24 protein-coding genes are annotated in these 25658 nt (G+C 60.2%); 8 read left to right on the forward strand and 16 right to left on the reverse strand.

Features of this window, described 5'->3' with window-relative positions:
- Nucleotides 1–157 precede the first annotated feature (157 nt).
- Complete coding sequence (locus tag CAF65_RS05735; RefSeq protein ID WP_085715434.1) at nt 158–1066, reverse strand: LysR family transcriptional regulator; 909 nt, start codon at nt 1064–1066, stop codon at nt 158–160.
- Nucleotides 1067–1198: 132 nt separating this feature from the next.
- Between CAF65_RS05735 and CAF65_RS05740 the strand changes: the two genes are divergently transcribed.
- Nucleotides 1199–2218, forward strand: a complete 1020-nt coding sequence (locus CAF65_RS05740) for a DUF4917 family protein (protein ID WP_085715435.1) — start codon at nt 1199–1201, stop codon at nt 2216–2218.
- A gap of 32 nt (nt 2219–2250) precedes the next feature.
- Here the strand turns inward: CAF65_RS05740 and CAF65_RS05745 are convergent, their stop codons facing one another.
- The 3 genes from CAF65_RS05745 to pap form a co-directional block, all read right to left on the reverse strand.
- Nucleotides 2251–3210 carry a DMT family transporter gene (locus CAF65_RS05745; protein WP_085715436.1) on the reverse strand — a complete coding sequence of 320 codons (960 nt, stop codon included), beginning with the start codon at nt 3208–3210 and terminating at the stop codon, nt 2251–2253.
- 280 nt (nt 3211–3490) lie between these two features.
- Entirely contained in the window at nt 3491–4675 is a 1185-nt protein-coding gene (locus CAF65_RS05750) for a thiolase family protein (protein WP_085715437.1), read from the reverse strand.
- A gap of 101 nt (nt 4676–4776) precedes the next feature.
- Nucleotides 4777–6300, reverse strand: a complete 1524-nt coding sequence (pap, locus tag CAF65_RS05755; RefSeq protein ID WP_085715438.1) for a polyphosphate:AMP phosphotransferase — start codon at nt 6298–6300, stop codon at nt 4777–4779.
- Nucleotides 6301–6443: 143 nt separating this feature from the next.
- Here pap and mnmC point away from each other — a divergent pair, with 143 nt between their 5' ends.
- The 5 genes from mnmC to CAF65_RS05780 all read left to right on the forward strand — a co-directional run bounded on the left by mnmC (nt 6444) and on the right by CAF65_RS05780 (nt 13822).
- On the forward strand, nt 6444–8423 hold the full coding sequence (gene mnmC / locus CAF65_RS05760; protein ID WP_085715439.1) for a bifunctional tRNA (5-methylaminomethyl-2-thiouridine)(34)-methyltransferase MnmD/FAD-dependent 5-carboxymethylaminomethyl-2-thiouridine(34) oxidoreductase MnmC: 1980 nt from the start codon (nt 6444–6446) through the stop codon (nt 8421–8423).
- Between the two features lie 170 nt (nt 8424–8593).
- The gene (locus tag CAF65_RS05765; protein WP_085715440.1) at nt 8594–10366 is read left to right on the forward strand and encodes an N-acetylglutaminylglutamine amidotransferase; all 1773 of its coding nucleotides are present in this window, start codon (nt 8594–8596) and stop codon (nt 10364–10366) included.
- Nucleotides 10367–10369: 3 nt separating this feature from the next.
- Nucleotides 10370–12118 carry an N-acetylglutaminylglutamine synthetase gene (ngg, locus tag CAF65_RS05770; RefSeq protein ID WP_085715441.1) on the forward strand — a complete coding sequence of 583 codons (1749 nt, stop codon included), beginning with the start codon at nt 10370–10372 and terminating at the stop codon, nt 12116–12118.
- A gap of 158 nt (nt 12119–12276) precedes the next feature.
- Nucleotides 12277–13467, forward strand: a complete 1191-nt coding sequence (locus tag CAF65_RS05775; RefSeq protein ID WP_085715442.1) for an osmoprotectant NAGGN system M42 family peptidase — start codon at nt 12277–12279, stop codon at nt 13465–13467.
- Between the two features lie 127 nt (nt 13468–13594).
- Complete coding sequence (locus CAF65_RS05780; RefSeq protein ID WP_008017754.1) at nt 13595–13822, forward strand: YheU family protein; 228 nt, start codon at nt 13595–13597, stop codon at nt 13820–13822.
- Nucleotides 13823–13988: 166 nt separating this feature from the next.
- Here the strand turns inward: CAF65_RS05780 and CAF65_RS05785 are convergent, their stop codons facing one another.
- Together CAF65_RS05785 and CAF65_RS05790 are read right to left on the reverse strand one after the other, a co-directional pair.
- Nucleotides 13989–14321, reverse strand: coding sequence for a YnfA family protein (locus tag CAF65_RS05785; protein ID WP_085715443.1), 333 nt, complete (start codon nt 14319–14321; stop codon nt 13989–13991).
- Between the two features lie 64 nt (nt 14322–14385).
- Nucleotides 14386–15201 (reverse strand): SDR family oxidoreductase, encoded by an 816-nt coding sequence (locus CAF65_RS05790; protein WP_057713747.1) that lies wholly within the window; start codon nt 15199–15201, stop codon nt 14386–14388.
- Between the two features lie 285 nt (nt 15202–15486).
- On the opposite strand from CAF65_RS05790, the gene CAF65_RS05795 reads away from it, so the two are divergent.
- Complete coding sequence (locus tag CAF65_RS05795) at nt 15487–15639, forward strand: DUF3309 family protein (protein ID WP_008048964.1); 153 nt, start codon at nt 15487–15489, stop codon at nt 15637–15639.
- A gap of 58 nt (nt 15640–15697) precedes the next feature.
- On the opposite strand, the gene CAF65_RS05800 is transcribed toward CAF65_RS05795, so the two are convergent.
- The 8 genes from CAF65_RS05800 to CAF65_RS05835 all read right to left on the reverse strand — a co-directional run bounded on the left by CAF65_RS05800 (nt 15698) and on the right by CAF65_RS05835 (nt 23453).
- Nucleotides 15698–17791: an LTA synthase family protein gene (locus CAF65_RS05800; protein WP_085715444.1), complete on the reverse strand. Its 2094-nt coding sequence runs from the start codon at nt 17789–17791 to the stop codon at nt 15698–15700.
- A 338-nt stretch (nt 17792–18129) separates the two neighbouring features.
- Complete coding sequence (locus tag CAF65_RS05805; RefSeq protein ID WP_085715445.1) at nt 18130–18735, reverse strand: START domain-containing protein; 606 nt, start codon at nt 18733–18735, stop codon at nt 18130–18132.
- Between the two features lie 86 nt (nt 18736–18821).
- Nucleotides 18822–19076, reverse strand: a complete 255-nt coding sequence (locus CAF65_RS05810) for a YkgJ family cysteine cluster protein (protein WP_085715446.1) — start codon at nt 19074–19076, stop codon at nt 18822–18824.
- Between the two features lie 165 nt (nt 19077–19241).
- Nucleotides 19242–19721 (reverse strand): translation initiation factor 2, encoded by a 480-nt coding sequence (locus CAF65_RS05815; protein ID WP_085715447.1) that lies wholly within the window; start codon nt 19719–19721, stop codon nt 19242–19244.
- A gap of 80 nt (nt 19722–19801) precedes the next feature.
- On the reverse strand, nt 19802–21241 hold the full coding sequence (locus CAF65_RS05820; protein ID WP_007973699.1) for a PLP-dependent aminotransferase family protein: 1440 nt from the start codon (nt 21239–21241) through the stop codon (nt 19802–19804).
- A 200-nt stretch (nt 21242–21441) separates the two neighbouring features.
- The gene (locus CAF65_RS05825) at nt 21442–22254 is read right to left on the reverse strand and encodes an OmpA family protein (protein ID WP_085715448.1); all 813 of its coding nucleotides are present in this window, start codon (nt 22252–22254) and stop codon (nt 21442–21444) included.
- Complete coding sequence (locus CAF65_RS05830) at nt 22251–22607, reverse strand: DUF4398 domain-containing protein (protein WP_085715449.1); 357 nt, start codon at nt 22605–22607, stop codon at nt 22251–22253. The genes CAF65_RS05825 and CAF65_RS05830 overlap by 4 nt, the downstream gene beginning before the upstream one ends.
- A 9-nt stretch (nt 22608–22616) precedes the next feature.
- Nucleotides 22617–23453, reverse strand: a complete 837-nt coding sequence (locus tag CAF65_RS05835) for an ABC transporter substrate-binding protein (protein WP_085715450.1) — start codon at nt 23451–23453, stop codon at nt 22617–22619.
- A gap of 42 nt (nt 23454–23495) precedes the next feature.
- On the opposite strand from CAF65_RS05835, the gene CAF65_RS28670 reads away from it, so the two are divergent.
- Nucleotides 23496–23630, forward strand: a complete 135-nt coding sequence (locus CAF65_RS28670) for a hypothetical protein (protein WP_256578610.1) — start codon at nt 23496–23498, stop codon at nt 23628–23630.
- A gap of 10 nt (nt 23631–23640) precedes the next feature.
- Here CAF65_RS28670 and CAF65_RS05840 read toward each other — a convergent pair whose 3' ends face one another.
- Nucleotides 23641–24570: an electron transfer flavoprotein subunit alpha/FixB family protein gene (locus CAF65_RS05840; RefSeq protein ID WP_085715451.1), complete on the reverse strand. Its 930-nt coding sequence runs from the start codon at nt 24568–24570 to the stop codon at nt 23641–23643.
- Nucleotides 24571–25320: an electron transfer flavoprotein subunit beta/FixA family protein gene (locus CAF65_RS05845; protein ID WP_008017740.1), complete on the reverse strand. Its 750-nt coding sequence runs from the start codon at nt 25318–25320 to the stop codon at nt 24571–24573.
- Nucleotides 25321–25658: the final 338 nt, after the last annotated feature.

Genomic DNA, 25658 nt, shown 5'->3' on the forward strand with positions numbered 1-25658 from the left:
TGTTCTTGGAATATGAGCCAAGGCTAGAGGACAGGGGACTCGGGAATCCAACCTTCAGTTGGCAACGGGCGTTCGCGAAATGCGAACGCTCTGGAAGATTGTCCTCACCTCAGGGCCGCCTGCTCGCGAAGAGGCCGGCCCATTGAGCCGAGAACGATCAGACTGGACTGCGCAAATGCTCAAACAACATCCGGCTCACCGGCGACAGCAGCGCCTCATCCCGTACCACCAGAATCAACGCCCGGTCCGACCACTCGTCCGTCAACGGCACCGCGTGCAAACCCAGCGCCCGGCCAAACAATTCATAGGCCCGCTGCGGAAGGATGCCGATCCCCATGTTGGCCTGGATCATGCGGCACATGGCGTCGAACCCTGGCACATGAATGCGCACCCGCAACACCTTGCCGGCCTGGCGGGCGGCGGTGTGGGTCCGCATGTTGATCGAACTGGCGGCATGCAAGCCAACGTAATCGCTGTCCAGCGTATCGGCGAAAGCCACGCTCGACCGGCTCGCCAATGGATGGTGCGGCGGCATCAACACCACCAGTTTGTCCTGGCGATACAGCACGCTGTGCAGGCCCTTGATGTCGCTGTCGATGGAACAGATCCCGAGGTCGGCTACCCCGTCGAGCACGCCCTGAATCACCCCGGCGCTGGGGCGTTCTTCGAGGTCGGTCTTGACCTGTGGGTGACGCTCGGAAAAGTCCCGCAGGTCCTCGGGCAAAAACTGAATGATCGCCGACAGGTTGGCGAGCATCCGCACATAGCCGCGCACACCGTGGCTGTGCTCGCCCAGTTCAAGGCCTATTTTCTCGACGTTGAACAACATCTGTCGGGCATGGTGCAGCAGCGTTTCACCGGCCGGCGTCAGGGACATGCCCTTGGCCTGGCGCACGAACAGGCTGATGCCCAGCGCCTCCTCCAGCTCCATCAAGCGCTTGCTCGCAGCCGAGACGGCAATCGCTTCGCGCGACGCAGCACGGGTCAGCGTGCCCTCTTCATGGACGGCGACGAACAGTTGCAGAGTGATCAGGTCGAGACGGCGGATCAGGCTTTTTTGCAGCATCGGGTACTCGGCGAAGTCGGCTCGGGCGAAGCCACAGCATAACGTTCTTCACCCGAGTCGTGCCGTGGTCCAGGCACCCGGTCGTGATAAAGTCGCCGCCCATAGACCTTTTGCCATGAGACGAAGACCGCAATGACCGATTTCCAGGATGTCGATGCCCAACTTGAAGACTGGAACGCCTTGCGCAGCACCACTTCGTTCAGTGGTTTGCTGGTGGGCAACGGTGCCAGTCGCGCGGTGTGGGACGATTTCAGCTACGAGTCGCTGTTCGAAAACGCGCGCACCGTTGAAGAAAAGCCCCTGAGCCCGTCCGAACTCAGCGTGTTCGATGCAATGCAGACCCGCAGTTTCGAGCAGGTACTGAGCGCGTTGAAAACCACCAGCCGGGTCAACAAGGCCCTGGCTGTCAGCTCCGCCGCCCCGCGCAATCGCTACTACGCGATCAAGGAAGCGCTGATCAACACCGTGCACGCGGTGCATATCCCGTGGCGGCTGGTAGTGCCTTCGACGCTGGCAACCATCAATCAGGAACTGGCCAGCTACCGCACGGTGTTCACCACCAATTACGACCTGCTCAACTACTGGGCGGTACAACACCAGCCTGGGGCGATCACCGATCTGTTCCAGGGTACCGAACCCGGTTTCGACCTGAGCGACACGGCCACCGACAAAACCCGCTTGCTCTACCTGCACGGCGGTCTGCATCTGGTGCGCAACCAGGACGGTACGGCGCGCAAGCTGATGTCGACCGAGGGCACGTTGCTGGGCAATTTCGCCATCAACAACACGATCAAGACCCTCGACGACGTGCCGCTGTTCGTCAATGAAGGCCCGAGTGCGGACAAGCTCAAGACCATTCGCAGTTCGGACTATCTGTCGTTCTGCTACGAGCAGTTACTCGGTCACGGCCAGGCGCTGTGCATCTTCGGCCATGCACTGGGGGAGCAGGACAGCCACATCATCCACGCCTTGCGCCTGGCGAAACCGCAGGTGGTGGCAATCTCGATTTACCCGCGCAGCAAGGCGTTCATCCAGCACCAGAAGCGGCATTACGCGAAAGTGTTCGAGGGGACGGGGGTTGAGTTGCGTTTTTTTGATTCGAAGAGCCATGCACTGGGTGGCCCGAAGCTGGCAGTTCCAGTCGAGGTTTAGCGGCGACTGCCCGCGATGAACGATGACGCAGTCTAACTGGCCGCCATCCGCACCTTTCGTGCCTTCAACCCGGCAATCAACGACGGCCCCAACGCCACCAGCGCCGATCCCAGCACCACCAGCACCGCGCCGCCGTAACCCAAACCATTGATCGTCTCGGCCTGCACATAGTCGGGCCACAGCCATGCAGCCATGGCAACCGCCGCAAAGGTCACCAACGGCGTGATGGCCAACGTCGCGCTGACCCGGGAGGCTTCCCAATGGGCCAGGGCCTCGGCAAACGCGCCATAGGCAATCAGGGTGTTGAGGCAGCACGCCAGCAGCAGCCAACCCTGCAACGGGTTCAATTGCAAGGCTTCGAGTGGATGCACCCACGGCGTTAACAGCAGCGCGCAAAACAGGTAGATCACCATCATCACCTGCAGCGAATTCCACACCGTCAGCAATTGCTTCTGCCCCATGGCATAGAAAGTCCAGACCGTGGACGCCAGCAACACCAGCAGCACACCGGCGGTGTAATCGGTCAACGAAGTGAGCAGTTCGCTCAGGCGCTGATTGAAAAACAGCGCAAAGCCGATCAGCAGCACCAACAGGCCAATCCCCTGCCCCAGGCTGAAGCGTTCCTTGAACACAAAGACGCTGGCAATCAGCAGCATGATCGGCCCCATCTGCACCACCAATTGCGCCGTGCCGGCGCTGAGCAGGTTGAGCCCCATCAGATACAACACGTAATTGCCCACCAGGCCGAGCACTGCCATCAGCACCAGCCAGCCCCCATGCGGGCCCAGCACCTTTCGGCTCGGCAGACGTTTCGTCGCAGCCAGGTAAATGAACAGACAGCCGCCGGACACCATCAGGCGAAACCAGGTCACCGTCATCGGGTCCATCACCAGCAATACCTGCTTGAGCTTGATCGGCAGGATTCCCCACAACAACGCGGTCAACAAGGCCAGGAACAGACCGTAGACCCAGCGACCCGATGAAATGTGCATGCGAACCCCAATGCCAAAGTACAGGAGCCGTCATTCTAGGCTCCAAGCCGTGGCGTACACAGGGACAGTTTCGGTCTGGCCGCGAATGAAACTGTGCAGGTCGTAATCTTTGAGGGGGATTTTTTACAATCGAGGTGCGCCCATCGCGAGCAAGTCGGATCGCCGCACCGTCGCTCCCACAGTGTTCAGCTGCGATCAAAAATGTTGTGTACGCCACCAAACCTGTGGGAGCGAGCTTGCTCGCGATAGCTATCTAACTGACAACGAAGAATATCGAGGTTCAGCGCACCGCCTCGAACAGCCCCGTAGCCCCCATCCCGCCGCCCACGCACATGGTAACGATGCCGTAGCGCAGATTGCGTCGCTGCAATTCGCGAACGAGATGCCCGACCTGGCGCGACCCGGTCATGCCGAACGGGTGACCGATGGAAATCGAGCCGCCGTTGACGTTGTACCGGGCGTTGTCGATTTCCAGCCGGTTGCGGCTGTACAGACACTGCGAGGCGAACGCTTCGTTGAGTTCCCACAGGTCGATGTCGTCAATCCGCAAGCCCTTGGCCGTGAGCAATTTCGGTACCGAAAACACCGGGCCGATGCCCATCTCGTCCGGCGCGCAACCGGCCACGGTAAAGCCGCGGAAGAACGCTTTCGGCTTGAGCCCCAGTTCCAGGGCTTTCTCCAGGCTCATCACCAAGGTCATGGACGCGCCGTCAGACAGCTGCGAGGAGTTGCCGGCCGTCACCGATCCATCGTCGGCGAATACCGGTTTCAACCCGGCCAGACTTTCCAGGGTGGTATCAGGGCGGTTGCAATCGTCGCGATCGACAACGCCGTCGAGAATCTGCACTTGGCCCGTGGCCTTGTCCTCGACCTGGTATTTCACCGCCATCGGTACGATTTCGTCGCTGAACAGGCCGGCAGCCTGCGCCTGGGCGGTGCGTTGCTGGCTTTGCAGGGCGTACAGATCCTGTTCTTCGCGGCTGACGCTGTAGCGACGGGCAACGATCTCGGCGGTCTGGCCCATCGGGAAGTAGATGCCCGGCACCTGCTCCTTGAGCAGCGGGTTGATCAGGTTATCGGTGTTGACGCTTTTCATGGTCAGGCTGATGGACTCAACGCCACCGGCGACGATGATGTCACTGCAACCCGAGGCGATCTGGTTGGCGGCAATGGCAATCGCCTGCAAGCCCGAGGAACAGAAACGATTGAGGGTCATGCCGGCCGTGCCGATGCCCAGGCGCGACAGCACCGCGACGTTGCGACCGATGTTGAAGCCCTGGGCACCTTCATTGGAGCCGGCGCCAACGATGCAGTCCTCGACGCTGGCAGGGTCAATACCGCTGCGCGCCAACAGAGCGTTCACACAATGGGCCGCCATGTCATCCGGGCGGGTCATATTGAATTTACCGCGAAAGGATTTGGCCAGGCCGGTCCGCACGCTGTCGACAATCACCACTTCACGCATGGCATACCTCATTGTTGTTATCGTTGAGAGTGGATCGAGCATAAGCCCACCCAATTACCGACTGCGACAATCATTCATCTCGCGTATGCGTAACCATCGCCTCAATCCTTGCCCTTGTACTTCTTGTGTTCACGCCGGTCGGACTTTTCGAAAGCCTCCTCCAGTGCCCGGTTGATGGTGCGCAAGACCTTGACCCGTGCCCAGCGCTTGTCGTTGGCTTCCACCAGAGTCCATGGCGCAATCTCGGTGCTGGTACGGTCGACCATATCGCCGACCGCCGCACGATAGTCATCCCATTTTTCACGGTTGCGCCAGTCGTCCTCGGTGATCTTGAAGCGCTTGAAGGGAATTTCCTCGCGTTCCTGGAAGCGCTCCAGTTGCGTCTGCTTGTCGATGGCCAGCCAGAACTTGACCACGATCACTCCGGCATCGGTAACCTGTTCTTCGAAATCGTTGATCTCGCTGTAGGCGCGCAGCCAGTCTGCCGGACTGCAAAAACCTTCGATGCGCTCCACCAACACCCGGCCATACCAGGAGCGGTCGAACACGGTGAACTTGCCCCGGGCCGGAAGGTGTCGCCAGAAACGCCACAGATACGGTTGCGCCCGCTCTTCTTCGGTGGGCGCGGCAATCGGCACGATGCTGTACTGGCGCGGATCAAGCGCTGCCGCTACCCGGCGGATCGCCCCGCCCTTGCCGGCCGCGTCGTTGCCCTCGAACACCGCCACCAGTGCATGGCGGCGCATGCGTTTGTCACGCATCAACCCGGAAAACCGCGCCTGTTCGGTGATCAGCTGTTCTTCGTAATCTTCCTTGTCCAGCTGCAGGGTCAGGTCCAGGCTGTCAAGCAGGTTCACTTGATCGACACTGGGGACCACTGGCGCGGCGCTGACTTTTTCCGGATGGATCGTCGGCCGCTGCAATGCGCCGTGCAGCCCCTCCAGCAGAATCCGCCCCACGGCCAGGCTGCGATAATGTGCATCCGCCCCGGCGATCACATGCCACGGTGCATAGTCGCGGCTGGTGCGGCGCAGGACGCGTTCGCCGTACTTCACGAATTTGTCGTAGGTTTGCGACTGCTGCCAGTCCAGCGGGCTGATACGCCAACTGTGCAGCGGGTCGTCGGCCAACGCCTTGAGGCGTGCCTTCATTTGCTTCCTGGAGAGGTGAAACCAGAACTTGAAGATCAGTGCACCTTCATCGCACAGCATCTTTTCCAGACGCTCGGCGGCATTGATCGCCTGATCGAGTCGCGGATCCTTGAACTCGCCATGGACCCGTCCCTGCAACATCTGGCTGTACCAGTTGCCGAAAAAAATCCCCATGCGGCCCTTGGCCGGGAGCATCCGCCAGTAACGCCAGGCCGGTGGCCGCGCCAGCTCTTCGTCGGTTTGCTGATCAAAGGTGCGAACCTCGATCAAGCGCGGGTCCATCCACTCGTTGAGTAACTTGATTGTCTCGCCCTTGCCGGCGCCTTCGATGCCGTTGATCAAAACGATCACCGGAAACCGGCGTTGCTGCTGCAACTCGAATTGTGCTTCGAGCAACGCTTCGCGCAGGGCCGGTACTTCGGCGTCATAGGTGTCTTTGTCGATGACGTGATCGATTTCAGCAGATTCAAACATGAGCGGCTCCCTTCCAGATGTGAGCAAGCCTAGCGGATGGAACTGAAGGCCAGCACAGATTTTCCTGATGGCCCCTCGCCACAAAGAGCTTGACCATGCCGTCGATCGGCTAGAATGACGACCTTGCCGTTGCCGAGCCTGCCATGAAACCTGTATTGCCCCACGCCCAGCTCGACTGGGACGACCAAGGTCGCCCGTATTCGCGAGTGTTCGACGATGTGTATTTCTCCGACCAGTCGGGGCTGGACGAAACCCGCTATGTCTTTATCGAGCAGAACCGCCTGGCCGAACGCTTTGCGGCCTTGCCCGAGGGCGGACGGCTGGTCATCGGTGAAACGGGATTCGGCACCGGGCTGAATTTCCTGTGCGCCTGGCAGGTGTTCGAGCAACACGCGGCGGCCGGGGCTCGGCTGCATTTTGTCAGCGTCGAAAAGTACCCGTTGAGCCCGGCCGACCTGCAACGTGCCCTGGCGCTGTGGCCTGGGCTCAAGGTGTTTGCCGATCAGTTGCTGGCGCAGTACGTGGCAATCCATCAGGGTTTTCAGCGCCTGACACTGGACAACGGCCGCGTCACCCTGACTCTGCTGATCGGCGATGCGCTGGAACAACTGCCCCAACTCGATGCCCGAATCGATGCCTGGTTCCTCGACGGTTTCGCTCCGGCGAAAAACCCCGACATGTGGACCGCCGAACTGTTTGCCGAACTGGCGCGCCTGGCCGCTCCCGGTGCATCCATCAGTACCTTCACCAGCACTGGCTGGGTGCGGCGTCTGCTCAACGCCGCCGGCTTCAAGATGAAACGCATCCCCGGCATCGGCCACAAATGGGAAATCCTGCGCGGCGAGTTCCTCGGCTGGCCTCAGGAAACGCCGGCCCCGGCCCAGGACAAACCCTGGTTTGCCCGCCCGGCTCCGCTGACCGGCGAGCGTCAGGCACTGGTGATCGGCGCCGGGCTGGCCGGTTGTGCCAGCGCCGCCAGCCTCGCCGCGCGGGGCTGGCAAGTGACATTGCTGGAGCGCCACGACGCCATTGCCCAGGAAGCCTCGGGCAACCCACAGGGCGTGCTCTACCTGAAGTTATCGGCCCATGGCACGGCGCTGTCGCAAATGATCGTCAGCGGTTTTGGCTACACCCGCAGACTGCTCGAACACTTGCAGCGTGGCAGCGACTGGGATGATTGCGGCGTGCTGCAACTGGCGTTCGACGCCAAGGAAGCCGAACGCCAGATGCAATTGACGGCAGCGTTTGCGCCGGACCTGCTGCACCTGCTGGATCAACCCGAGGCGCAGGCGGTGGCCGGAATCGGGCTGGCACACGGCGGCCTGTTCTATCCCGAAGGCGGCTGGGTGCACCCACCGGCACTGTGCCAATGGCAAACCGCTCATCCAAACGTTCAGCTGCATGTGCATCACGATGTGCTCGAACTGCGCAAGGTCGATGGCCAGTGGCAGGCCTGGGATGGCGAGCGCTTGCTCGCCAGCGCACCGGTCGTGGTGCTCGCCGGTGCTGCCGACATCCAGCGTTTTCCCGAAAGTGCCGGGTTGCCGCTCAAGCGTATCCGCGGGCAAATCACCCGCCTGGCGCAAACCCCGCAAAGTCGGGCTCTGGGCACGGTGGTCTGTGCCGAAGGCTATGTCGCCCCCGCGCGTTTGGGCGAACACACCTTGGGGGCCAGTTTCGATTTCAAGAGCGATGACCTGACGCCGACCACTGCAGAACACCTGGGCAACCTGGCCATGCTCGAAGAGATTTCCCACGATCTGGTCGCCCGCCTGGCGATCGACCGCCTCACCCCTGAAAGCCTCCAGGGTCGCGCCGCGTTTCGCTGCACCAGCCCCGACTACCTGCCGATCGTCGGCCCATTGGCCGACGCGCAGTCGTTTGCCCAGGCCTATGCCGCACTGAGCAAGGATGCCCGGCAGGTGCCCAACGTCGCATGCCCGTGGCTCGACGGTTTGTACGTCAACAGCGGGCACGGTTCGCGTGGCCTGATCACTGCGCCATTGTCCGGGGAACTGCTGGCGGCGTGGCTGGACAATGAGCCCCTGCCGTTGCCCAGAAGCGTGGCCGAAGCCTGTCACCCCAATCGGTTTGCCTTGCGGCGCCTGATCCGGGGCAAGTAGTCGATACCGCCGTCGAGGGCGCCCGCACAGCGGCTCTCGGCCTGGATTTCGCCTGCTTATAACTCATTATTCTAAAACTCCCCTTACCGAGGTGGGTCAGTCTCTGAGTACCCACCCTTTCGGCGCGGTATCGATTGACCCTCCCCAACGGAAAAACCGGTAAGGAATTTATGTGCGGATTAGCTGGCGAGTTACGTTTTGATCATCAACCTGCAAACCTTGCAGCCGTTGAACGAATCACCCATCACCTGGCCCCTCGCGGCCCCAACGCGTGGGGCTTTCACAGCCAGGGGCCGGTTGCCCTGGGCCATCGGCGCCTGAAAATCATGGACCTGTCGGACGGCTCTGCGCAGCCGATGGTCGACCAACAACTGGGCCTGTCCCTGGCCTTCAACGGCGCGGTCTACAACTTTCCTGAACTGCGCACCGAGCTTGAAAGCCTGGGTTACGCCTTCTATTCCGGTGGCGACACCGAAGTGTTGCTCAAGGGTTATCACGCCTGGGGCGAAGCCTTGCTGCCGAAACTCAATGGCATGTTTGCCTTTGCTGTTTGGGAGCGCGATGCCCAATGCCTGTTCATCGCCCGCGACCGTCTCGGCGTGAAACCGTTGTACCTGTCACGCACCGGCCAGCGCCTGCGCTTTGCTTCCGCGCTGCCGGCATTACTCAAGGGCGGCGACATCAATCCGGTTCTCGATCCGGTAGCGCTCAATCATTATCTGAATTTCCACGCAGTGGTCCCGGCACCGCGCACCTTGCTGATGGGTATTGATAAACTGCCGCCGGCCACCTGGATGCGCATCGAAGCCGATGGTCGCACCGAGCAGAAAACCTGGTGGACCCTGCCCTACGGCCCCCATGCCGATGAAATGAACCTGACCCTCGAAGACTGGCGCGACCGTGTGCTCGACAGCACCCGCGAAGCGGTAGCGATTCGTCAGCGTGCAGCAGTGGATGTCGGCGTGCTGCTGTCCGGCGGCGTCGATTCAAGCCTGCTGGTGGGCTTGTTACGGGAAGTCGGCGTGGACAACCTGTCGACCTTCTCCATCGGCTTCCAGGATGCCGGTGGCGAGCGCGGTGACGAGTTCCAGTATTCGGACCTGATCGCCAAACACTATGGCACCCGGCACCACCAATTACGCATCGATGAAAAAGAGATCATCGAACAGTTGCCCGCCGCGTTCAGGGCCATGAGCGAACCGATGGTCAGCCATGACTGCATCGCCTTCTACCTGTTGTCACGGGAAGTGGCCAAGCATTGCAAGGTGGTACAGAGCGGCCAGGGCGCGGATGAGCTGTTCGCCGGTTACCACTGGTATCCGCAAGTGGACGGTGCGAGTGATCCGTATGCCGCGTACCGCGAAGCGTTTTTCGACCGTAGTTACGACGACTACGCCGCCACCGTACAACCGAAATGGCTGACCGCGAATGACGCCGCCGGTGACTTCGTCAAAGCCCATTTCGCCCAGCACGGTGCCGATGCGGCGGTGGACAAGGCCTTGCGTCTGGACAGTACGGTGATGCTGGTGGACGACCCGGTCAAACGTGTCGACAACATGACCATGGCCTGGGGCCTGGAAGCACGCACGCCGTTTCTCGACTACCGCCTGGTGGAGTTGTCGGCACGGATTCCGGGGCGCTTCAAACTGCCGGACGGCGGCAAGCAGGTCTTGAAAGAAGCTGCGCGCCAAGTGATTCCCGGTGAAGTGATCGACCGCAAGAAAGGTTATTTCCCGGTGCCGGGGCTCAAGCATTTGCAGGGCGATACGCTGGAATGGGTGCGCGAATTGCTGCTCGATCCCAGCCAGGATCGCGGACTGTTCAACCCGGCGATGCTCGACCGCCTGCTGACGGATCCACAGGGACAATTGACGCCGTTGCGCGGTTCGAAGCTGTGGCAACTGGCGGCCCTCAACCTGTGGCTCAGCGAACAAGGAATCTGACCGATGAAATCTCATGCCACGGCTTTCAGCCAACGCCTGTTGCGCGGCCAGTCACCTTCCTACGAACGCTTGCAGGCTCGTCTGGCCGAGGATGGCAGTGAACTCGGCGGGGCGCCGATTGCCGTGCATTGCGGCTGGGGCCGCTTGCTGATCGGCCACACCTTTGTCGATGCCGCGAGCCTCGCCGGGGAGTTGCTCAATGAGCAGCCCGGCGAGCGGGACATTGCGCTGTACGTCGCCGCGCCCCAGCAAATACTGGGGCTGGAGCCGACACAGCTGTTTCTCGACCCGTCCGATACCTTGCGTCTGTGGTTCAGCGATTACCGTCAAGCGACCCGGGTGTTTCGCGGGTTCCGCATTCGACGCGCGCAAAACGAGGCCGACTGGCAGGCGATCAATCAGCTGTATCAAGCGCGTGGCATGCTGCCGATCGACGCCACCCTGCTCACTGCGCGTCACCTTGGCGGCCCGGTGTACTGGCTGGCCGAAGACGAGGACAGCGGCGCGGTCATCGGTAGCGTCATGGGTCTCAACCACCACAAGGCCTTCAACGATCCGGAAAACGGCAGCAGCCTGTGGTGCCTGGCGGTCGACCCGCATTGTGCGCGGCCGGGTGTCGGTGAAGTGCTGGTGCGGCATCTGATCGAGCACTTCATGAGTCGCGGGCTCGCTTGCCTCGACCTGTCCGTACTGCACGACAACCGTCAGGCGAAGAACCTTTACGCCAAGCTCGGTTTTCGCAACCTGATGACCTTCGCCATCAAGCGCAAGAACGGCATCAATCAACCACTGTTTCTCGGGCCCGGCCCGGAGGCCGCGTTCAACCCATATGCGAGGATCATTGTCGAGGAGGCACACCGTCGCGGCATCGATGTGCAAGTCGATGACGCCGACGCCGGGATGTTCACCCTCAGCCATGGCGGGCGCCGGGTACGCTGCCGTGAATCCCTGAGCGACCTGACCAGTGCCATCAGCATGAGCCTGTGCCAGGACAAAAGCCTGACCCACAAAGTGCTCAAGGCTGCCGGGTTGAACCTGCCGGCGCAGCAACTGTCCGGTACCGCCGATGACAATCTGGCGTTCCTCGATGAGCACATCAGAGTGGTGGTCAAACCGCTGGATGGCGAACAGGGCCAAGGCGTGGCGGTGGATTTGCAGACCATCGAAGACGTCCAGCAAGCCATCGAGGCGGCCCGCCACTTTGACAGCCGCGTGCTGCTGGAAAGCTTTCACCAAGGCCTCGACCTGCGGATCCTGGTGATCGGTTTTGAAGTGGTCGCCGCTGCGATTCGCCGCCCCGCCGAAGTGGTGGGTGATGGTCAGCACTCCATCGGCGCGCTGATCGAAGCCCAGAGCCGGCGCCGACAAGCGGCCACGGGCGGTGAAAGCAAGATCCCTCTTGATCACGAGACCCGGCGCACCTTGAATGCAGCCGGTCATGACTACAACAGCATTCTTCCGGCCGGCGAGCGTTTATTCGTACGACGTACGGCGAATCTACACACCGGCGGGACACTCGAGGACGTCACTGCAATTCTGCACCCGACGCTGGCAAATGCCGCCATCCGCGCCGCGCGGGCGCTGGACATACCCGTGGTCGGCCTGGATTTGATGGTGCCCGCCGCCGATCAGCCCGAATACGTGTTTATCGAAGCCAACGAACGCGCCGGGCTGGCTAACCACGAACCGCAGCCAACGGCTGAGCGGTTTGTGGATTTGTTGTTTCCGCATAGTCAGCCGGTGGTCTCTTAGTTCTGTACTGTCTGGACTGGCTCCATCGCGAGCAGGCTCGCTCCCACTTTGGAATGCGCTCGAATGTGGGAGCGAGCCTGCTCGCGAAGGCGGCCTGACAGACAGCCACAAACCTTCTCATCGAAACCATCGATGGCCTCAACTCATCAGGAGTTTCCATGACCAGCAAAATTCCCGAACCGGACCTCGGTTACCTGCAAAAAGTGCTGCTGGAAATGCTCGCCATTCCCAGCCCCACCGGGTTCACCGACACCATCGTGCGCTACGTCGCCGAACGCCTTGAAGAACTGGGCATTCCCTTCGAAATGACCCGCCGCGGCACCATTCGCGCCACGCTCAAGGGCAAGAAGAACAGCCCTGACCGCGCCGTTTCCGCCCACCTGGACACCATCGGCGCGGCGGTGCGGGCGGTGAAGGACAACGGCCGTCTGACCCTCGCGCCAGTCGGCTGCTGGTCCAGCCGCTTCGCCGAAGGCAGTCGGGTCAGCCTGTTTACCGACAACGGTGTGATCCGCGGCAGCGTCTTGCCGTTGATGGCGTCCGGACACGCGTTCAATACCGCCGTGGATGAGCTGCCGATCAGTTGGGATCACATCGAATTGCGTCTGGACGCCTACTGCGCCACCCGCGCCGACTGCGAATCCCTGGGCATCAGCGTCGGCGATTTCGTCGCCTTCGACCCGCTACCGGAGTTTACCGAAAGCGGCCACATCAGCGCCCGCCACCTCGACGACAAGGCCGGGGTGGCCGCGCTGCTGACGGCGCTCAAAGCCATCGTCGACAGTGGCCAGGACCTGATGATCGACTGCCATCCGCTGTTCACCATCACCGAGGAAACCGGCAGTGGCGCCGCGGCGGCATTGCCCTGGGACGTCAGTGAATTCGTCGGCATCGACATCGCACCGGTCGCGACTGGCCAACACTCCAGTGAGCACGCGGTGAGCATCGCGATGCAGGACTCCGGCGGGCCCTATGACTATCACCTGTCGCGCCACCTCCTGCGCCTGGCCGGCGACAACGAGCTGCCGGCACGCCGGGACCTGTTCCGCTACTACTTCAGTGACGCACATTCGGCGGTTACCGCCGGCCACGACATTCGCACCGCCCTGCTCGCCTTCGGCTGCGATGCCACCCATGGTTACGAACGCACCCATATCGACAGCCTCGCCGCCCTGAGTCGCCTGCTCGGTGCGTACATCCTCAGCCCGCCAGTGTTTGCCAGCGATGCGCAACCGGCCAAAGGGTCACTGGACCGCTTCAGCCATCAGCTCGAACACGATACCCAGATGGAAAGCGATACGCGGGTGCCGTCGGTGGACAGCCTGGTGGGGCAGCGGTCGGAGAGTTGAGTTGAGGATTGTTACTGACCGGGCGATTGCCATCGCGATGGGGCCTGATTGACCGCACTTTCGCCTCAGGCTAGCCGCAATCACCCAATCGCCGTAGCATCGCGCCATTGATTGAACCGAGGTACCTATGCTGATCCCCTACGACCAACTTCAAGTCGACACTCTCACCCGCCTGATCGAGGACTTCGTGACCCGTGACGGGACGGACAATGGTGACGACACGCCACTGGAAACCCGCGTGTTACGCGTGCGCCAGGCCTTGACCAAGGGGCAGGCACTGATTGTCTTCGACCCGGAAAGCGAGCAATGCCAACTGATGCTCAAGCACGACGTGCCCAAGCACCTGTTTGACTGAAGTCTTCAGCGTCCCTTGGTTTGCGCCAGTTTTTTCTGGACCTTGAAGTTGCGCGGCCTGCCGCAGGCCTACAATGCTCCGGCAGCAAACCAATCCGGACTGACAGCCGCAACACACCATGCTGACGGAGAGGTCTGACAAGCCGGATGATTGTAGGGACGATCCGTCAGGACGCGGAAAATCGTGGCCCGAACAGGATGATGCTCGCTCCGAGCACACACAGCGCTACGCCGAGCCAGTCCGAGCCCAGTGGACGAATCCGCTCGACCACGGCCAACCAGCCGATGGACGCAATGATGTAGATGCCGCCGTAAGCGGCGTAGGCGCGGCCGGCGTAAGCGGCTTCAATACGGGTCAGCAACAGGGCGAACAGGGTCAGACTGAGGAGCGCCGGCACCACCCACCACATGCTTTTACCTTGGCGCAGCCACATCCAGAAGGCGAAGCAACCGGCAATTTCGAACAGCGCAGCGAGGAAAAACCACAGGTAATTGAGCATGCAAGTGTCTCGCGAGGATGGCCGATGGCGGCCACCCTAACCACAGCGTTGCCTGTGAGCAAGATCAGCTTGCGGATTGCCTGGCCTTGGCGCGCATTTTGTCGGCCATGGCGGTCATTTCGTTGTAGAGCAGTTGCGGGTTCTTCTGCTTGATCGCCCAGGCCATGCGGCCCTGTTCGTGGGGCAGGATCATGAACTCGCCGGCTGCGACCTGCTGATAGATGTAGTCGGCGATATCGGCGGCGCTGATCGGCGAGCTCTCCAGCAACTTGCCGACCTGGGCCTTCATGGCCGGTGTCGGGCCGCGAAACGAGTCCAGCAGGTTGGTCTGGAAGAACGAAGGACACACCACATGCACGCCGACTTCCTGATGCGCCAGCTCGATCAGCAGGCTTTCGGACAACGCCACTACGCCCGCCTTGGCCACGTTGTAGTTGCTCATCGCCGGGCCTTGCATCAGCGCGGCCATGGACGCGATGTTGATGATCTTGCCTTTGCTTTTTTCCAGCAGCGGCAGGAAAGCCTTGCAGCCCTTGACCACACCCATCAGGTTGATCGCGATCTGCCAGTCCCAGTCCTCAAGGGACAACTCACTGAAGAAGCCGCCAGAGGCTACACCCGCGTTGTTGACGATGACATCGATGCCGCCGAGCTTGACTTCGCAGGCTTGGGCGAACGCCGTCAACTGGCTGTAATCGCGCACGTCGCAACGCTGGATAAAACCATCACCACCGGCTTCGCGAACCAGCTTGAGGGTTTCCTGCAAGCCGGGCTCGCTGACGTCGGACAAGGCCAGTTGCCAGCCTTCACGCGCCCAGCGCAGCGCGATTTCGCGACCCAGGCCAGAGCCTGCACCAGTGATCATCATGCGATTTTGCATAGCAAACAGCCTTGTTGTTCTCGGAAGATGCATCGAGTGTAGCGAAGGAAATTGCCTGCCCCACGCTCCATCAGATTGCTGAATGGCCCAAGCAAACCGCGGGAGCGCCTGAAGTAACTGATGCAACAACAAGAACGTTAAAGACCTGTTCGAAATACTTGAAAATAACCTGGAATTTTCCTGCAAGCGCGAGAGTCGGACTTGTTAAGCAGGTCGAATTTACTTCATTCCCGCTGACCTTGATTGGCATGGTCAATCCACTGCACTTTCGACAAGGAAACAGACATGGGCACAATACTGATCATCATTCTGATCCTGTTACTGATCGGTGGTTTGCCGGTCTTCCCACACTCCAGAAGTTGGGGTTATGGCCCATCCGGAATCCTCGGCGTGGTGTTGGTGGTACTGTTGATCCTGCTCTTGCTCGGCCGAATATAAAAATACGCCAGGCAAAAAAAGAGGCCCTTGAAGGGCCTCTTTTCTATTGCGTCACAACTTACTGCGGCGTGCCGTGAACGACACCGGCGGTGTTGTCCAGCAGGCTCTTGGTCGCGGTTTGCAGGAACGCTTCGAGCTTGAGTTTCAACTCGGCGGTACGCGGTGCATCGTCAATAATCTCGGCGTGCGCCGTAGCGCCCATTTCATACTGGTACAACTTTGGCGCCATGTCCTTTTCCTTCGGCAACACCAGGATCTGGTCGTCGCTGAGGATGGCCGTGGTCTGCTCGTTACCCGAAGGTTTGATCACACCAAAACCCTTGTCGCCCTCAGGCAGGTTGAGCAGGTCGCGGCCCCAGCATTGCTGGCGGGTTTCGCCACCCAGGCGGCCCATGATGGTCGGTACGATGTCGATCTGGGTGCCCACGGTGTGGTCACGCTGGCCGAACTTCTCCTGGATGCCCGGTGCGATCATCAGCATCGGGATGTTGAAGCGGCCCAGGTCCATTTCGGTAATCTGCTGTTCGTTGCCAAAACCGTGGTCACCGACAATGATGAACAGGGTTTCCTTGAAGTACGGCTCCTTGCGGGCCTTTTCAAAGAACTGGCCCAGCGCCCAGTCCGCATAACGCATGGCGGTCAAGTGCTCGTTCAGGGTGCCGCGATTGGTCACGCGCTCGACCGGCAATGGCGTCGGCAAGGCGTATGGCGTGTGGTTGGACAGGGTTTGCAGCAACGCATAGAACGGCTTGCCGTTTTCCCGCGCCTTGAGCTCTTGCAGGCTGCGATCGAACATATCCTGGTCGGACACGCCCCAGGTCGGGTCGGAAAACACCGGGTTAACGAAGTCGTTACGGCCGATGAAGTTGGTCATGCCCTGGTTGCTGAAGAACCCCGACTGGTTGTCCCAGGCAAAATCGCCGTTGTAGACATACACGTCGTCATAGTGACGGGCGCTGAGCAATTGCGGCAGCCCAGACAGCTTGTGGCTGCCTTCCGGAGTCTGCATCAGGTATTCGAAACCCGGCAGGTTCGGGAAGCAACCCATGGTGGCAAACATACCCTGGTGGGTATGGGTACCGTTGGAGAAGAAGCGGTCGAACATCAGGCCCTCCTTCGACAGTTTGTCGAGGTACGGCGTGATGTTGTCCGGGCCACCCAACGCTCCGACCGAGTGACCGGCCATGCTTTCCATCAGGATCACCACGACGTTCTTGATCGGCAGCGTCTTGTCGACCGGTGGCGTGTAGTCACGACGTACGGCGGCAATGTCGGCCTCGACCAGTTTTTCGTCCGGCAGCACCAACATGTCACGCACGATTTGCTGGGCTTGCTCCTGCGGCAAGGTGGCCTTCCAGATGTTGTCGCGTTCCTCGGACATCCGGCTCTTGGCAGCCGCCACCAATTGCAGGGTACCGTTGAGGCCCAACTGGTTGGCGAAAATCGAGTTGGTGGTGTAGACGTCACCCCAACGCAATGGCGGGCCTTGGCGCAGGGTGCCACGTGCGGCAACCACGCAGATCAGCAGGCACACCACGAATACCGCAATTCGCGCATACCATGGGGCCACCTGGCGCGTGCCGATGCTGCCGCCACTGAATGGGCCACGGGGACGGGTTGCACGGTCGGCGCCCTTGAATGCCAGGCTCAGGATCCAGGTGCCCACGGCCCATGCCAGCAGGTAGCGAACCACCGGGAAACCGTACCAGAGCATGCTCATCACGGTTTTAGGGTCTTCCTTGACGTACTGGAAGACCAGGCCGTTGAGGCGCTGGTGGAATTCACGGTAGAAGTCCATTTCCATCAGGCCCAGGAACAGCGCGATGCTGGAGACGATCGTCAGCCAAAGACGGAACAGCCCGCGTGCGGCCATGGCCCGGGCGCTGAACAATGCCAGCAGCAACGGGATACTCAGATAGACCACCAGACGCACGTCGAAACGCAGACCATTGGCGAATGCCTCGAGGAAGGTCGAGGCCGGTGTGTCGAGGATCATCGAGCGGTTGTAAACCAGCAGCGCGACGCGCAGCAGGCTGAACATGACCATCATGACCAAGGCACACAACAGCGTGTAGGCCAGATGCGATTTGACGGTCGGTTGCAGCAGGCGACTAGAGGCTCGCTGCTGATTCAGGGCGTCCGGGATTGCCATGTCGTTTTAGGACCCATTGGAAGTTTAAGTTTCGAAAATACAGCTGCGCCTTGCCCTCTTTTCAGCCCGTAACAAGGCCCGGGGTTTGCGAGGTGCGCAAATGTTGCACGATCAACGGCTGCATTGCCATTGATTACTACCCTCATCCCGACTCTTTCATCCTGCATTCAGGGCTATGCAGCGTGTGGCGGGAGAGCCGGCGAATTGTCTTGGAGAGTTGGTGAAAATTTCGTGCAACGCATATTCGGAAACAAATTAAAGCGCCCGCCCCCCGTCAAAAACGCAAACGCCCCGAACCGGTCGGGGCGCTACGAAGTCACCTCAAAAGAACGACACCGTTACTTCTCGGCGCGTTCCTTGAGGGCTTTCAAGGTATTGAACGGGGCATCCACCACGAACTTGTTGGCCACCATCGACGGCACGCTGCCGCCCGGCTCGGTGTGCACCTGATAGGTCACTTCGATCTGGTCGCCCTTGGGCACGAACTTCCAGAAACCGTCGACCTTGGCGACCCGGACGAAACCTTTTTCTTCAGGAATGTATGTCGGTACGCCTTCGAGCTTGCGGGTCAGGCTGCCGTCGGGCCCTTCGGTGGTGGTGACGTGCAGCACCGAATCACGCGGAGTGACCGGCCACGGGGTGTTGAACTGTGTGTAGGTCCAGCTCTGATTACCTTCGTGCTTGAGCAGCTTCTGGGTTTTGCATTCGTGAATCCAGGCGCAAGCTCCGGACACGTCGTCCTGCAACGCACGCAGCTTGGCCACGGTGGTCTTCATCAGCGTGACGCCCTGGTAGGCCTTGTAGTCGGACCCCGCCACTTCACTCAGGGAGATCTTGATGCCGTCTTCGTCCTTTTTGACTTTCCAGTCTTCGGCCTGGGCCGCCGAGGTAGCCAGCACAACCGTCAAACCACACAGCACAGCAATACGATGCAGCGAACCCATAGTCTTATTCCTTATTGTTGAAGTTCCGTTCGTTGGGCTTGCACATCCGATCACCTTCAGGTTTTTCGGAGGTGCAAGCCCACACATCACGCCGCCGTCATTTGCTCCCACCAGCCGATCAGCCGAATGGCTTCTTCGCTGCTGCTTCCGCACATCTCGGGGTCGGCCTCGAAGGCGGAGCACACCGCCGGCCGTTCCGGCTGGCCGAAAATACTGCACAGGTTATCCGGGGAAAGTTGCAGGCAACGCTGCCCCGCGGCTTTGCCATTGGGCATACCGGGAATCGGTGAGCTGATGGAAGGGGCAATGCAACATGCGCCACAGCCCTCACGGCATTTCATGACGACAAGCTCCTCGCGACGAGCAATGTGTTAAAGGACGGGGCACAGAGTACCCGCTAAAACAGTTGTTTTAAATTACCTGCGAGCAGGTTTTTCAACGTAAACGAACATGACCGGGCAGTCTCCGACAAAGCGTCTGCCCTGCGGTGCGCGGAGCTTGACGACTTACTGTTTGAACTCGAAATCCAGTGCAGCGCCTTCGACCTCGCGGCGCTCTTCATTGCGCAGTTGCAGCTGCATTTCATTGGTGAGCAGACGGCCGTTGAGCTGGAACGGGCTGCTGCCGCTTTTGTCACCGAACATCTGGGGCAACAGCGGCTCACGCTTGGTCAACGGTACCGTTCCGACCGGCTTCAGTTCTTGAACCATATCCTTGGGCAAGCTCAGGTCCAGATTGGCGGATGGAAGCTCAGTCTTTACCACTTCACTGGCCGGTTTCGGTTTGGAGGCAATGGGTGAATGCTTTTTTGCGGGCGTCGTCGGTTTTTTGGCCGACGAGGCTTTTTTTGCAGGTTCGGCGTTTATCGGTGCTACGTGAAAACTGCCGGTAGCCTGTTCCTGCTCGGAAGCGGCAACGACGGATGCCGGCTGAATACTCGCAAACAGGCAGAGCCAAAGCCAGGCGGCAGGAAGAATCGGTTTCATGTATCCCACGGTGGGTGCAAACGGCAGAGATACATATGCTCGCCTGTCACAGCCCACAAGACAAGCGCAGTAGCAGCCTGTTACAAACCGCCTGCCATCTCCTGGCAGAGTTGGGTGGCCAGCATGCCCAGGGTCATCAACGCGCGCTCGGCTTCACGGTTCCATGGCGTGCCGCAATTGAGGCGAATGCAGTGATTGAATTGCTCGGTATTACTGAAGATCAGTCCCGGCGCAATACTGATGCCCTGCTGCAAGGCCCGCACGTGCAACTCCTGGGTGTTGACCCGCCCCGGCAGACTCACCCACAGAATGAAGCCACCGGTAGGCCGGGTCATCTGCGTGCCTTCCGGGAAATACTGCTGCACCGCCAACTGGAAGGCACTGAGGTTCTTACGGTATTCCTGGCGGATGAAGCGCAAATGCCGATCGTACCCGCCATTTTCCAGGTAAGCGGCGATACCCATCTGGGTCACGCTGCATGCAGAATGCGTACTGAACGTCTGCAAACGCTGGATTTCCTGCTGATACTTGCCGGCAATCATCCAGCCGATCCGCACACCCGGCGACAGGGTTTTAGAGAAGCTTGAGCAATAGATCACCCGGTCCAGCCGATCGTAGGCCTTGAGGGACTTGGTGCGCCCCTGCTCGAACATCAGCTCACCGTAGATATCGTCTTCGACAATCTGGATATCAAAGTCCGACGCCAGGCGCAGCAGTTGTTTCTGCCGCTCTTCAGGCATGGTACCGCCCAATGGATTACTCAGTCGGGTGGTCAGCACCAACGCCTTGATCGACCATTGGTTGGCTGCCAGTTGCAAGGCTTCCAGGCTCATGCCCGTGGCTGGATCACTGGGGATCTCGATGACTTTGAGCCCCAACAGATCGGCCAGTTGCAGCAAGCCGTAATAGGTCGGCGACTCGGCCGCAATCAGATCGCCCGGACGGGTCAGCACGCGTAAAGACATCTGCAGTGCATCGACACAGCCGTGGGTGATCACCACTTCCGACGGATCGACCACCACGCCCGCATCGCGCATGCGGATCGCCACCTGTCGGCGCAACGGCTCGAAACCGGGGCTGAACATGTAACTGAAGGCCCGCGGGCTATGGAAACGGGTGACTTTGGCCAATTGCTGATGCAGTGCCCGCACCGGCAAATAGTCGACACTCGGCACTGCAGCGCCCAGCGGGAACACGCCTTCACGACGGGATTCCACCAGGACTTGTTGAATGATGCTGCTGCGGGTGACCAGGCCGGGGCGCTCGACCCGGGCGATGTCCGGCGTCGGAGCGGTGAGTGCCGGCGTCTGGTGCACGTAGTAACCCGACTGCGGCCGGGCGCGGATCAGCCCCTGATCTTCGAGATTGGCATACGCCTGCAACACCGTCGCATGGCTGACATTGAGCTGCGAGCTCATCTTGCGCACCGAAGGTACGCGCTCTCCCGGCTGATAGACCCCACGGCGGATGTCTTCGGCCAGTTGTTGAGCAATACGTTGATAGAGCAAAAGATTGGTCATGACGCAGCACTCGATTTCACGGGCATTTTATTCTTGTGTGAAACAATACCGGAACAGTTTAGAAGTGTACGGGGACAGTTGCCACAATAGTCGACCGTACAGTGCAGTGTCAGCAAAATCTGTACTGTTTTGTGCGGTAATCGGCAGGCAAAAAAAACCCGGCGCTGCATGGCAGGCCGGGCTTTCCAGCGACGCAACCCCTAGCGGGCAGCGCCGAGCTGGCCCTTTTCGTCGGAAAACACAATTTCCACCCGACGGTTCTGCGCTCGTCCCCGTTCCGACGCATTCGCGTCCACCGGATATTCGTCGCCATAACCCTCGACCTGGATGCGCTTGTCGTCGATGCCCAGGTCCATCAGCACGTCAGCCACCGATTGTGCGCGGTCGCGGGACAGCTTGAGGTTTTCCTGTTTGCCCCCGGTACTGTCCGTATAACCTTCGATGCGCACCACACGCTTGGGGTTGAGCTGCAGGAACTGCACGATCTTCAACACCACACGGTTGGCCGAAGGTTTCAATTCCGCTTCGCCGGTGTCAAACAGCATGTCGCCCAATGTCATCACCAGACCGCGGTCGGTCTGGGCGGTCGTCAATGCCAGGATCTGCTCCTCAAGCCATTTGCCCTGCTGCTGCACGCTGAACAGTTTGGACTCACGCAACGCCAGTTGCAGGCGCTGCCGCTCCAGTTCGAGTTTTGCCGCTTGCTCTTCGTTAAGCGCCTGATTGGTATGTTCCCGGGCAATGGCGCTGTAGCGCTGACTCAGGTAGGCGTAATGCACCACGTCCGAACCGCTGCCCCAATAGCTGGACAGTCGATCGGCGCGGGCCAGGGATTCACCGGCGCGAATCACGTCCTTGGGGGCGATTCGCAGCACATTGGAGTCTTCCTTGACCTTCTGAAAGTCGGCTCCAGCCTGCTGCAACGCGCTCTCGCTGTGCTGGCTGACGCAACCAGACAGCACAGTGCAGCCTGCCAGGATCAAACCGCCGATGGCTTTGCTCTTGAGACTCATTCGGCATCTCCCAGTTGCTTGCGCAGGCGGGCGATGCGGGCGTTAAGCACGTTCAACTGCTCCTCGCTCTTGGCCGTCAACACCTTGGCTTCAGCCAGACGCGCATCGAGCTCGGCCTGTTCGGCCCGCATGCGTGCGTTTTTGAAGGATTGGTCAGTCATGTTGCCCTTGGCGCGATTGAACTTGTCTTCGGCCAGTTTCATTTCCGGCACATCGTCGGCGGTAGCGCCCACGGCCTTGGCCTGTTCGAGTGCCTGTTCGGTCAGGCGAATCTGTTCATTCGGCGCAGGATCGGTTGCACAACCGGCCAGGAGCACAAAGGCCATGGCAGCGAAAAGAGGTCGAATACTCACTAAATATCCCTACTGTTTTGGGGTACTGGCGGGTTGTTGCGAGGGTTGCTGCGGTTGTGAGCGTTGTGCCTTCCATCGCTCGATATTACGCATCAGCACGGTCTCCGTCAGTCCGGACGCGGGCAATTCTGTCATCTTTTTGGCCAACTGTCCGCGCAACCACGGATCGTTGCAGGCTGAGTCATGGGAAATCGCCAGGTACAGGCCAGGCTTGTCGACTGGCTGCAAGCGAGCGACCAAATCGCCGGCCATGCCCAGTGTCTGTGCGGTCGCCATGCCCGAGTAACGTCCTGCCAGTACGAATTCGACCTCACCCAACAGCAGTTTCTGAAAGGCCTGGGTCAGGCTGGACGTGCGTGCGAGGGTTAATTGCTGTTCGGCAAAGGTGCTGAATTGCGCAGTCAATCGGGCCTTTTCCGACGCGGCTCCGGGATGGCCGTGCAGGTCCTGCGCCTGGTTGTAGACCAGCGTCGAGTCCTTGCGCGTCCAGACCAGATAGTCGTTTTCCAGCAAGGGTGGATGGATGTAATCCAGGGTTTCCAGCTCGCTGACCGTCAACGCTGCGTCCGCCAGCATGTCCATGCGCCCGCTGCGCACTTCGTCCAGGGCCTGGGCACGTTTGCCGGCATAAAGCAGTTCGACCTTGAGCCCCAACTCCCCCGCCACTTGCTGCAACAAATCGGCGCTGGCACCTATCAGGTGTCTGGGATTCTGCGGGTCTTGCCACAGGTACGGCGGTGCGTCCGGGCTGCCGGTTACCACAAGGCGTTCGCACTTGCCTGCGGCGACCGTCATCGTTGGCAATAACGCCAATCCCAGTAAGCTCCACGCAAGTCGCAGATCCATGGCAATTCACTCCACTTGGATATACCACCTGTAGGAGCGAGCATGCTCGCGATGGTCGTCAACGATAACGCTGGAAGCCTGATGCCCCGCGCTGTTCCTGCGTTCATCGCGAGCATGCTCGCTCCTACAGAGGGCAAAAAAAAAGCCCGGCCAAAAGGCCGGGCTCTTTATAAGTGAAGCAGCCGGATTAGACCAGCTTCTCCAGCTCAGGGATGGCTTCGAACAGGTCTGCCACCAGGCCGTAATCGGCTACCTGGAAGATCGGCGCTTCTTCGTCCTTGTTGATCGCAACGATCACTTTGGAGTCTTTCATGCCGGCCAGGTGCTGGATCGCGCCGGAGATACCGACGGCGATGTACAGCTGTGGAGCAACGATCTTGCCGGTCTGACCGACCTGCATGTCGTTCGGTACAAAACCGGCGTCGACCGCGGCGCGCGATGCTCCCACGGCAGCGCCGAGCTTGTCGGCCAGGGCGTACAGGTGTTTGAAGTTGTCGCCGTTCTGCATGCCGCGCCCGCCGGAAACGACGATCTTGGCAGCGGTCAGTTCCGGTCGATCGGACTTGGCCAGCTCTTCGCCGACGAAGCTGGAGATCGCAGCATCGTGAGCAGCAGCAACGGCTTCAACGGCAGCCGAACCACCAACAGCTGCAACCGGATCGAAACCGGTGGCACGCACGGTGATCACTTTCACGGCAGCGTTCGATTGCACGGTCGCGATAGCGTTACCGGCGTAGATCGGACGCTTGAAGGTGTCAGCGCTTTCTACCGAGATGATCTCGGAGATCTGGTCAACGTCCAGTGCTGCGGCAACGCGCGGCAGGATGTTTTTGCCGTTGGAAGTAGCGGCAGCCAGGATGTGGCTGTAGCCCTTGCCCAGCTCTGCAACCAGAGGAGCAACGTTTTCCGGCAACTGGTGAGCGTAGGCGGCGTTGTCGGCCACCAGCACTTTAGCCACGCCAGCCACTTTCGCAGCGGCTTCAGCCACGGCGCCAGCGCCCTGACCTGCAACCAGAACGTGGATGTCACCACCGATTTTGGCGGCAGCAGCCACGGTGTTCAGCGTGGCCGGGGCCAGTACTTTGTTGTCGTGTTCAGCAATAACCAAGATAGTCATTTAGATTACCTTCGCTTCGTTTTTCAGTTTCTCGACCAGTTCAGCCACCGACTTGACCTTGATACCCGCGCTGCGTGCAGCAGGCGCTTCGACTTTCACGGTCTTGTTGGTGGAGGCGGTGGAAACGCCCAAAGCGTCCGGAGTCAGCGTCTCGAGAGGCTTCTTCTTGGCTTTCATGATGTTTGGCAGAGACGCGTAGCGCGGCTCGTTCAAACGCAGGTCGGTGGTGACGATGGCTGGCAGTTTCAGGGAAACTGTCTGCGCGCCGCCGTCGATTTCACGGGTGACAGCCACGCTGTCGCCACTGATTTCGACTTTCGAAGCGAACGTGCCCTGACCGTAGCCGCTCAGTGCAGCGAGCATCTGGCCGGTCTGGTTGTTGTCGCTGTCGATGGCTTGTTTGCCAAGGATCACCAGCTGAGGCTGTTCCTTGTCGACAACGGCCTTCAGCAGCTTGGCAACAGCCAGGGAAGTCAGGTCTTCGGCGGACTCGACGAGGATGGCGCGGTCGGCACCCAGAGCCAGCGCGGTGCGCAGTTGCTCTTGAGCGGTGGACGGGCCTACGGAGACGACGACGATTTCAGTCGCAACACCCTTCTCTTTCAGGCGTACGGCTTCTTCCACGGCGATCTCGCAGAACGGGTTCATCGACATCTTGACGTTGGCAAGATCGACGCCGGAATTGTCCGCCTTGACGCGAACCTTGACGTTGTAATCCACAACGCGTTTGACAGCTACAAGAACCTTCATGGATTCCTCGTTACTCTCCGGTGAAAAGAAAGTCGCCTAGGCGAACCTGGCGGTTGATGCTCATCGGGCGCAAGGGCACCTCTAAAAACGCCGGCAAACGTGTCAAGTGACCATCGCTCATGATGTGGATGACCGTTCGTCAGAGGTGACTGACGAGTCATTCAACATCGCGGCGTGTAAACTGCGCACCAGACCCGCACGGCGCTTCACTCTCTACTGCCATCGCCCTGTCTTTAGAGGTGCTCTTGAAACCAACAGTCAGCCTACGGCGAGCGCAAAACCGCCCGTATCTTGACCGGAACGCCTATTCCGGTCAATACGCCAAAACAGCCGTTCAT

Origin of the sequence: Pseudomonas sp. B28(2017), assembly GCF_002113025.1 — a bacterium.
In the GTDB taxonomy this organism is placed as follows: domain Bacteria; phylum Pseudomonadota; class Gammaproteobacteria; order Pseudomonadales; family Pseudomonadaceae; genus Aquipseudomonas.

Coding starts and splice junctions, on each gene's coding strand:
- CAF65_RS05735 (WP_085715434.1), bottom strand. CDS start 1,066: ATGCTGCAAAAAAGCCTGATCCGCCGTCTCGACCTGATCACTCTGCAA.
- CAF65_RS05740 (WP_085715435.1), top strand. CDS start 1,199: ATGACCGATTTCCAGGATGTCGATGCCCAACTTGAAGACTGGAACGCC.
- CAF65_RS05745 (WP_085715436.1), bottom strand. CDS start 3,210: ATGCACATTTCATCGGGTCGCTGGGTCTACGGTCTGTTCCTGGCCTTG.
- CAF65_RS05750 (WP_085715437.1), bottom strand. CDS start 4,675: ATGCGTGAAGTGGTGATTGTCGACAGCGTGCGGACCGGCCTGGCCAAA.
- pap (WP_085715438.1), bottom strand. CDS start 6,300: ATGTTTGAATCTGCTGAAATCGATCACGTCATCGACAAAGACACCTAT.
- mnmC (WP_085715439.1), top strand. CDS start 6,444: ATGAAACCTGTATTGCCCCACGCCCAGCTCGACTGGGACGACCAAGGT.
- CAF65_RS05765 (WP_085715440.1), top strand. CDS start 8,594: ATGTGCGGATTAGCTGGCGAGTTACGTTTTGATCATCAACCTGCAAAC.
- ngg (WP_085715441.1), top strand. CDS start 10,370: ATGAAATCTCATGCCACGGCTTTCAGCCAACGCCTGTTGCGCGGCCAG.
- CAF65_RS05775 (WP_085715442.1), top strand. CDS start 12,277: ATGACCAGCAAAATTCCCGAACCGGACCTCGGTTACCTGCAAAAAGTG.
- CAF65_RS05780 (WP_008017754.1), top strand. CDS start 13,595: ATGCTGATCCCCTACGACCAACTTCAAGTCGACACTCTCACCCGCCTG.
- CAF65_RS05785 (WP_085715443.1), bottom strand. CDS start 14,321: ATGCTCAATTACCTGTGGTTTTTCCTCGCTGCGCTGTTCGAAATTGCC.
- CAF65_RS05790 (WP_057713747.1), bottom strand. CDS start 15,201: ATGCAAAATCGCATGATGATCACTGGTGCAGGCTCTGGCCTGGGTCGC.
- CAF65_RS05795 (WP_008048964.1), top strand. CDS start 15,487: ATGGGCACAATACTGATCATCATTCTGATCCTGTTACTGATCGGTGGT.
- CAF65_RS05800 (WP_085715444.1), bottom strand. CDS start 17,791: ATGGCAATCCCGGACGCCCTGAATCAGCAGCGAGCCTCTAGTCGCCTG.
- CAF65_RS05805 (WP_085715445.1), bottom strand. CDS start 18,735: ATGGGTTCGCTGCATCGTATTGCTGTGCTGTGTGGTTTGACGGTTGTG.
- CAF65_RS05810 (WP_085715446.1), bottom strand. CDS start 19,076: ATGAAATGCCGTGAGGGCTGTGGCGCATGTTGCATTGCCCCTTCCATC.
- CAF65_RS05815 (WP_085715447.1), bottom strand. CDS start 19,721: ATGAAACCGATTCTTCCTGCCGCCTGGCTTTGGCTCTGCCTGTTTGCG.
- CAF65_RS05820 (WP_007973699.1), bottom strand. CDS start 21,241: ATGACCAATCTTTTGCTCTATCAACGTATTGCTCAACAACTGGCCGAA.
- CAF65_RS05825 (WP_085715448.1), bottom strand. CDS start 22,254: ATGAGTCTCAAGAGCAAAGCCATCGGCGGTTTGATCCTGGCAGGCTGC.
- CAF65_RS05835 (WP_085715450.1), bottom strand. CDS start 23,453: ATGGATCTGCGACTTGCGTGGAGCTTACTGGGATTGGCGTTATTGCCA.
- CAF65_RS28670 (WP_256578610.1), top strand. CDS start 23,496: ATGCTCGCGATGGTCGTCAACGATAACGCTGGAAGCCTGATGCCCCGC.
- CAF65_RS05840 (WP_085715451.1), bottom strand. CDS start 24,570: ATGACTATCTTGGTTATTGCTGAACACGACAACAAAGTACTGGCCCCG.
- CAF65_RS05845 (WP_008017740.1), bottom strand. CDS start 25,320: ATGAAGGTTCTTGTAGCTGTCAAACGCGTTGTGGATTACAACGTCAAG.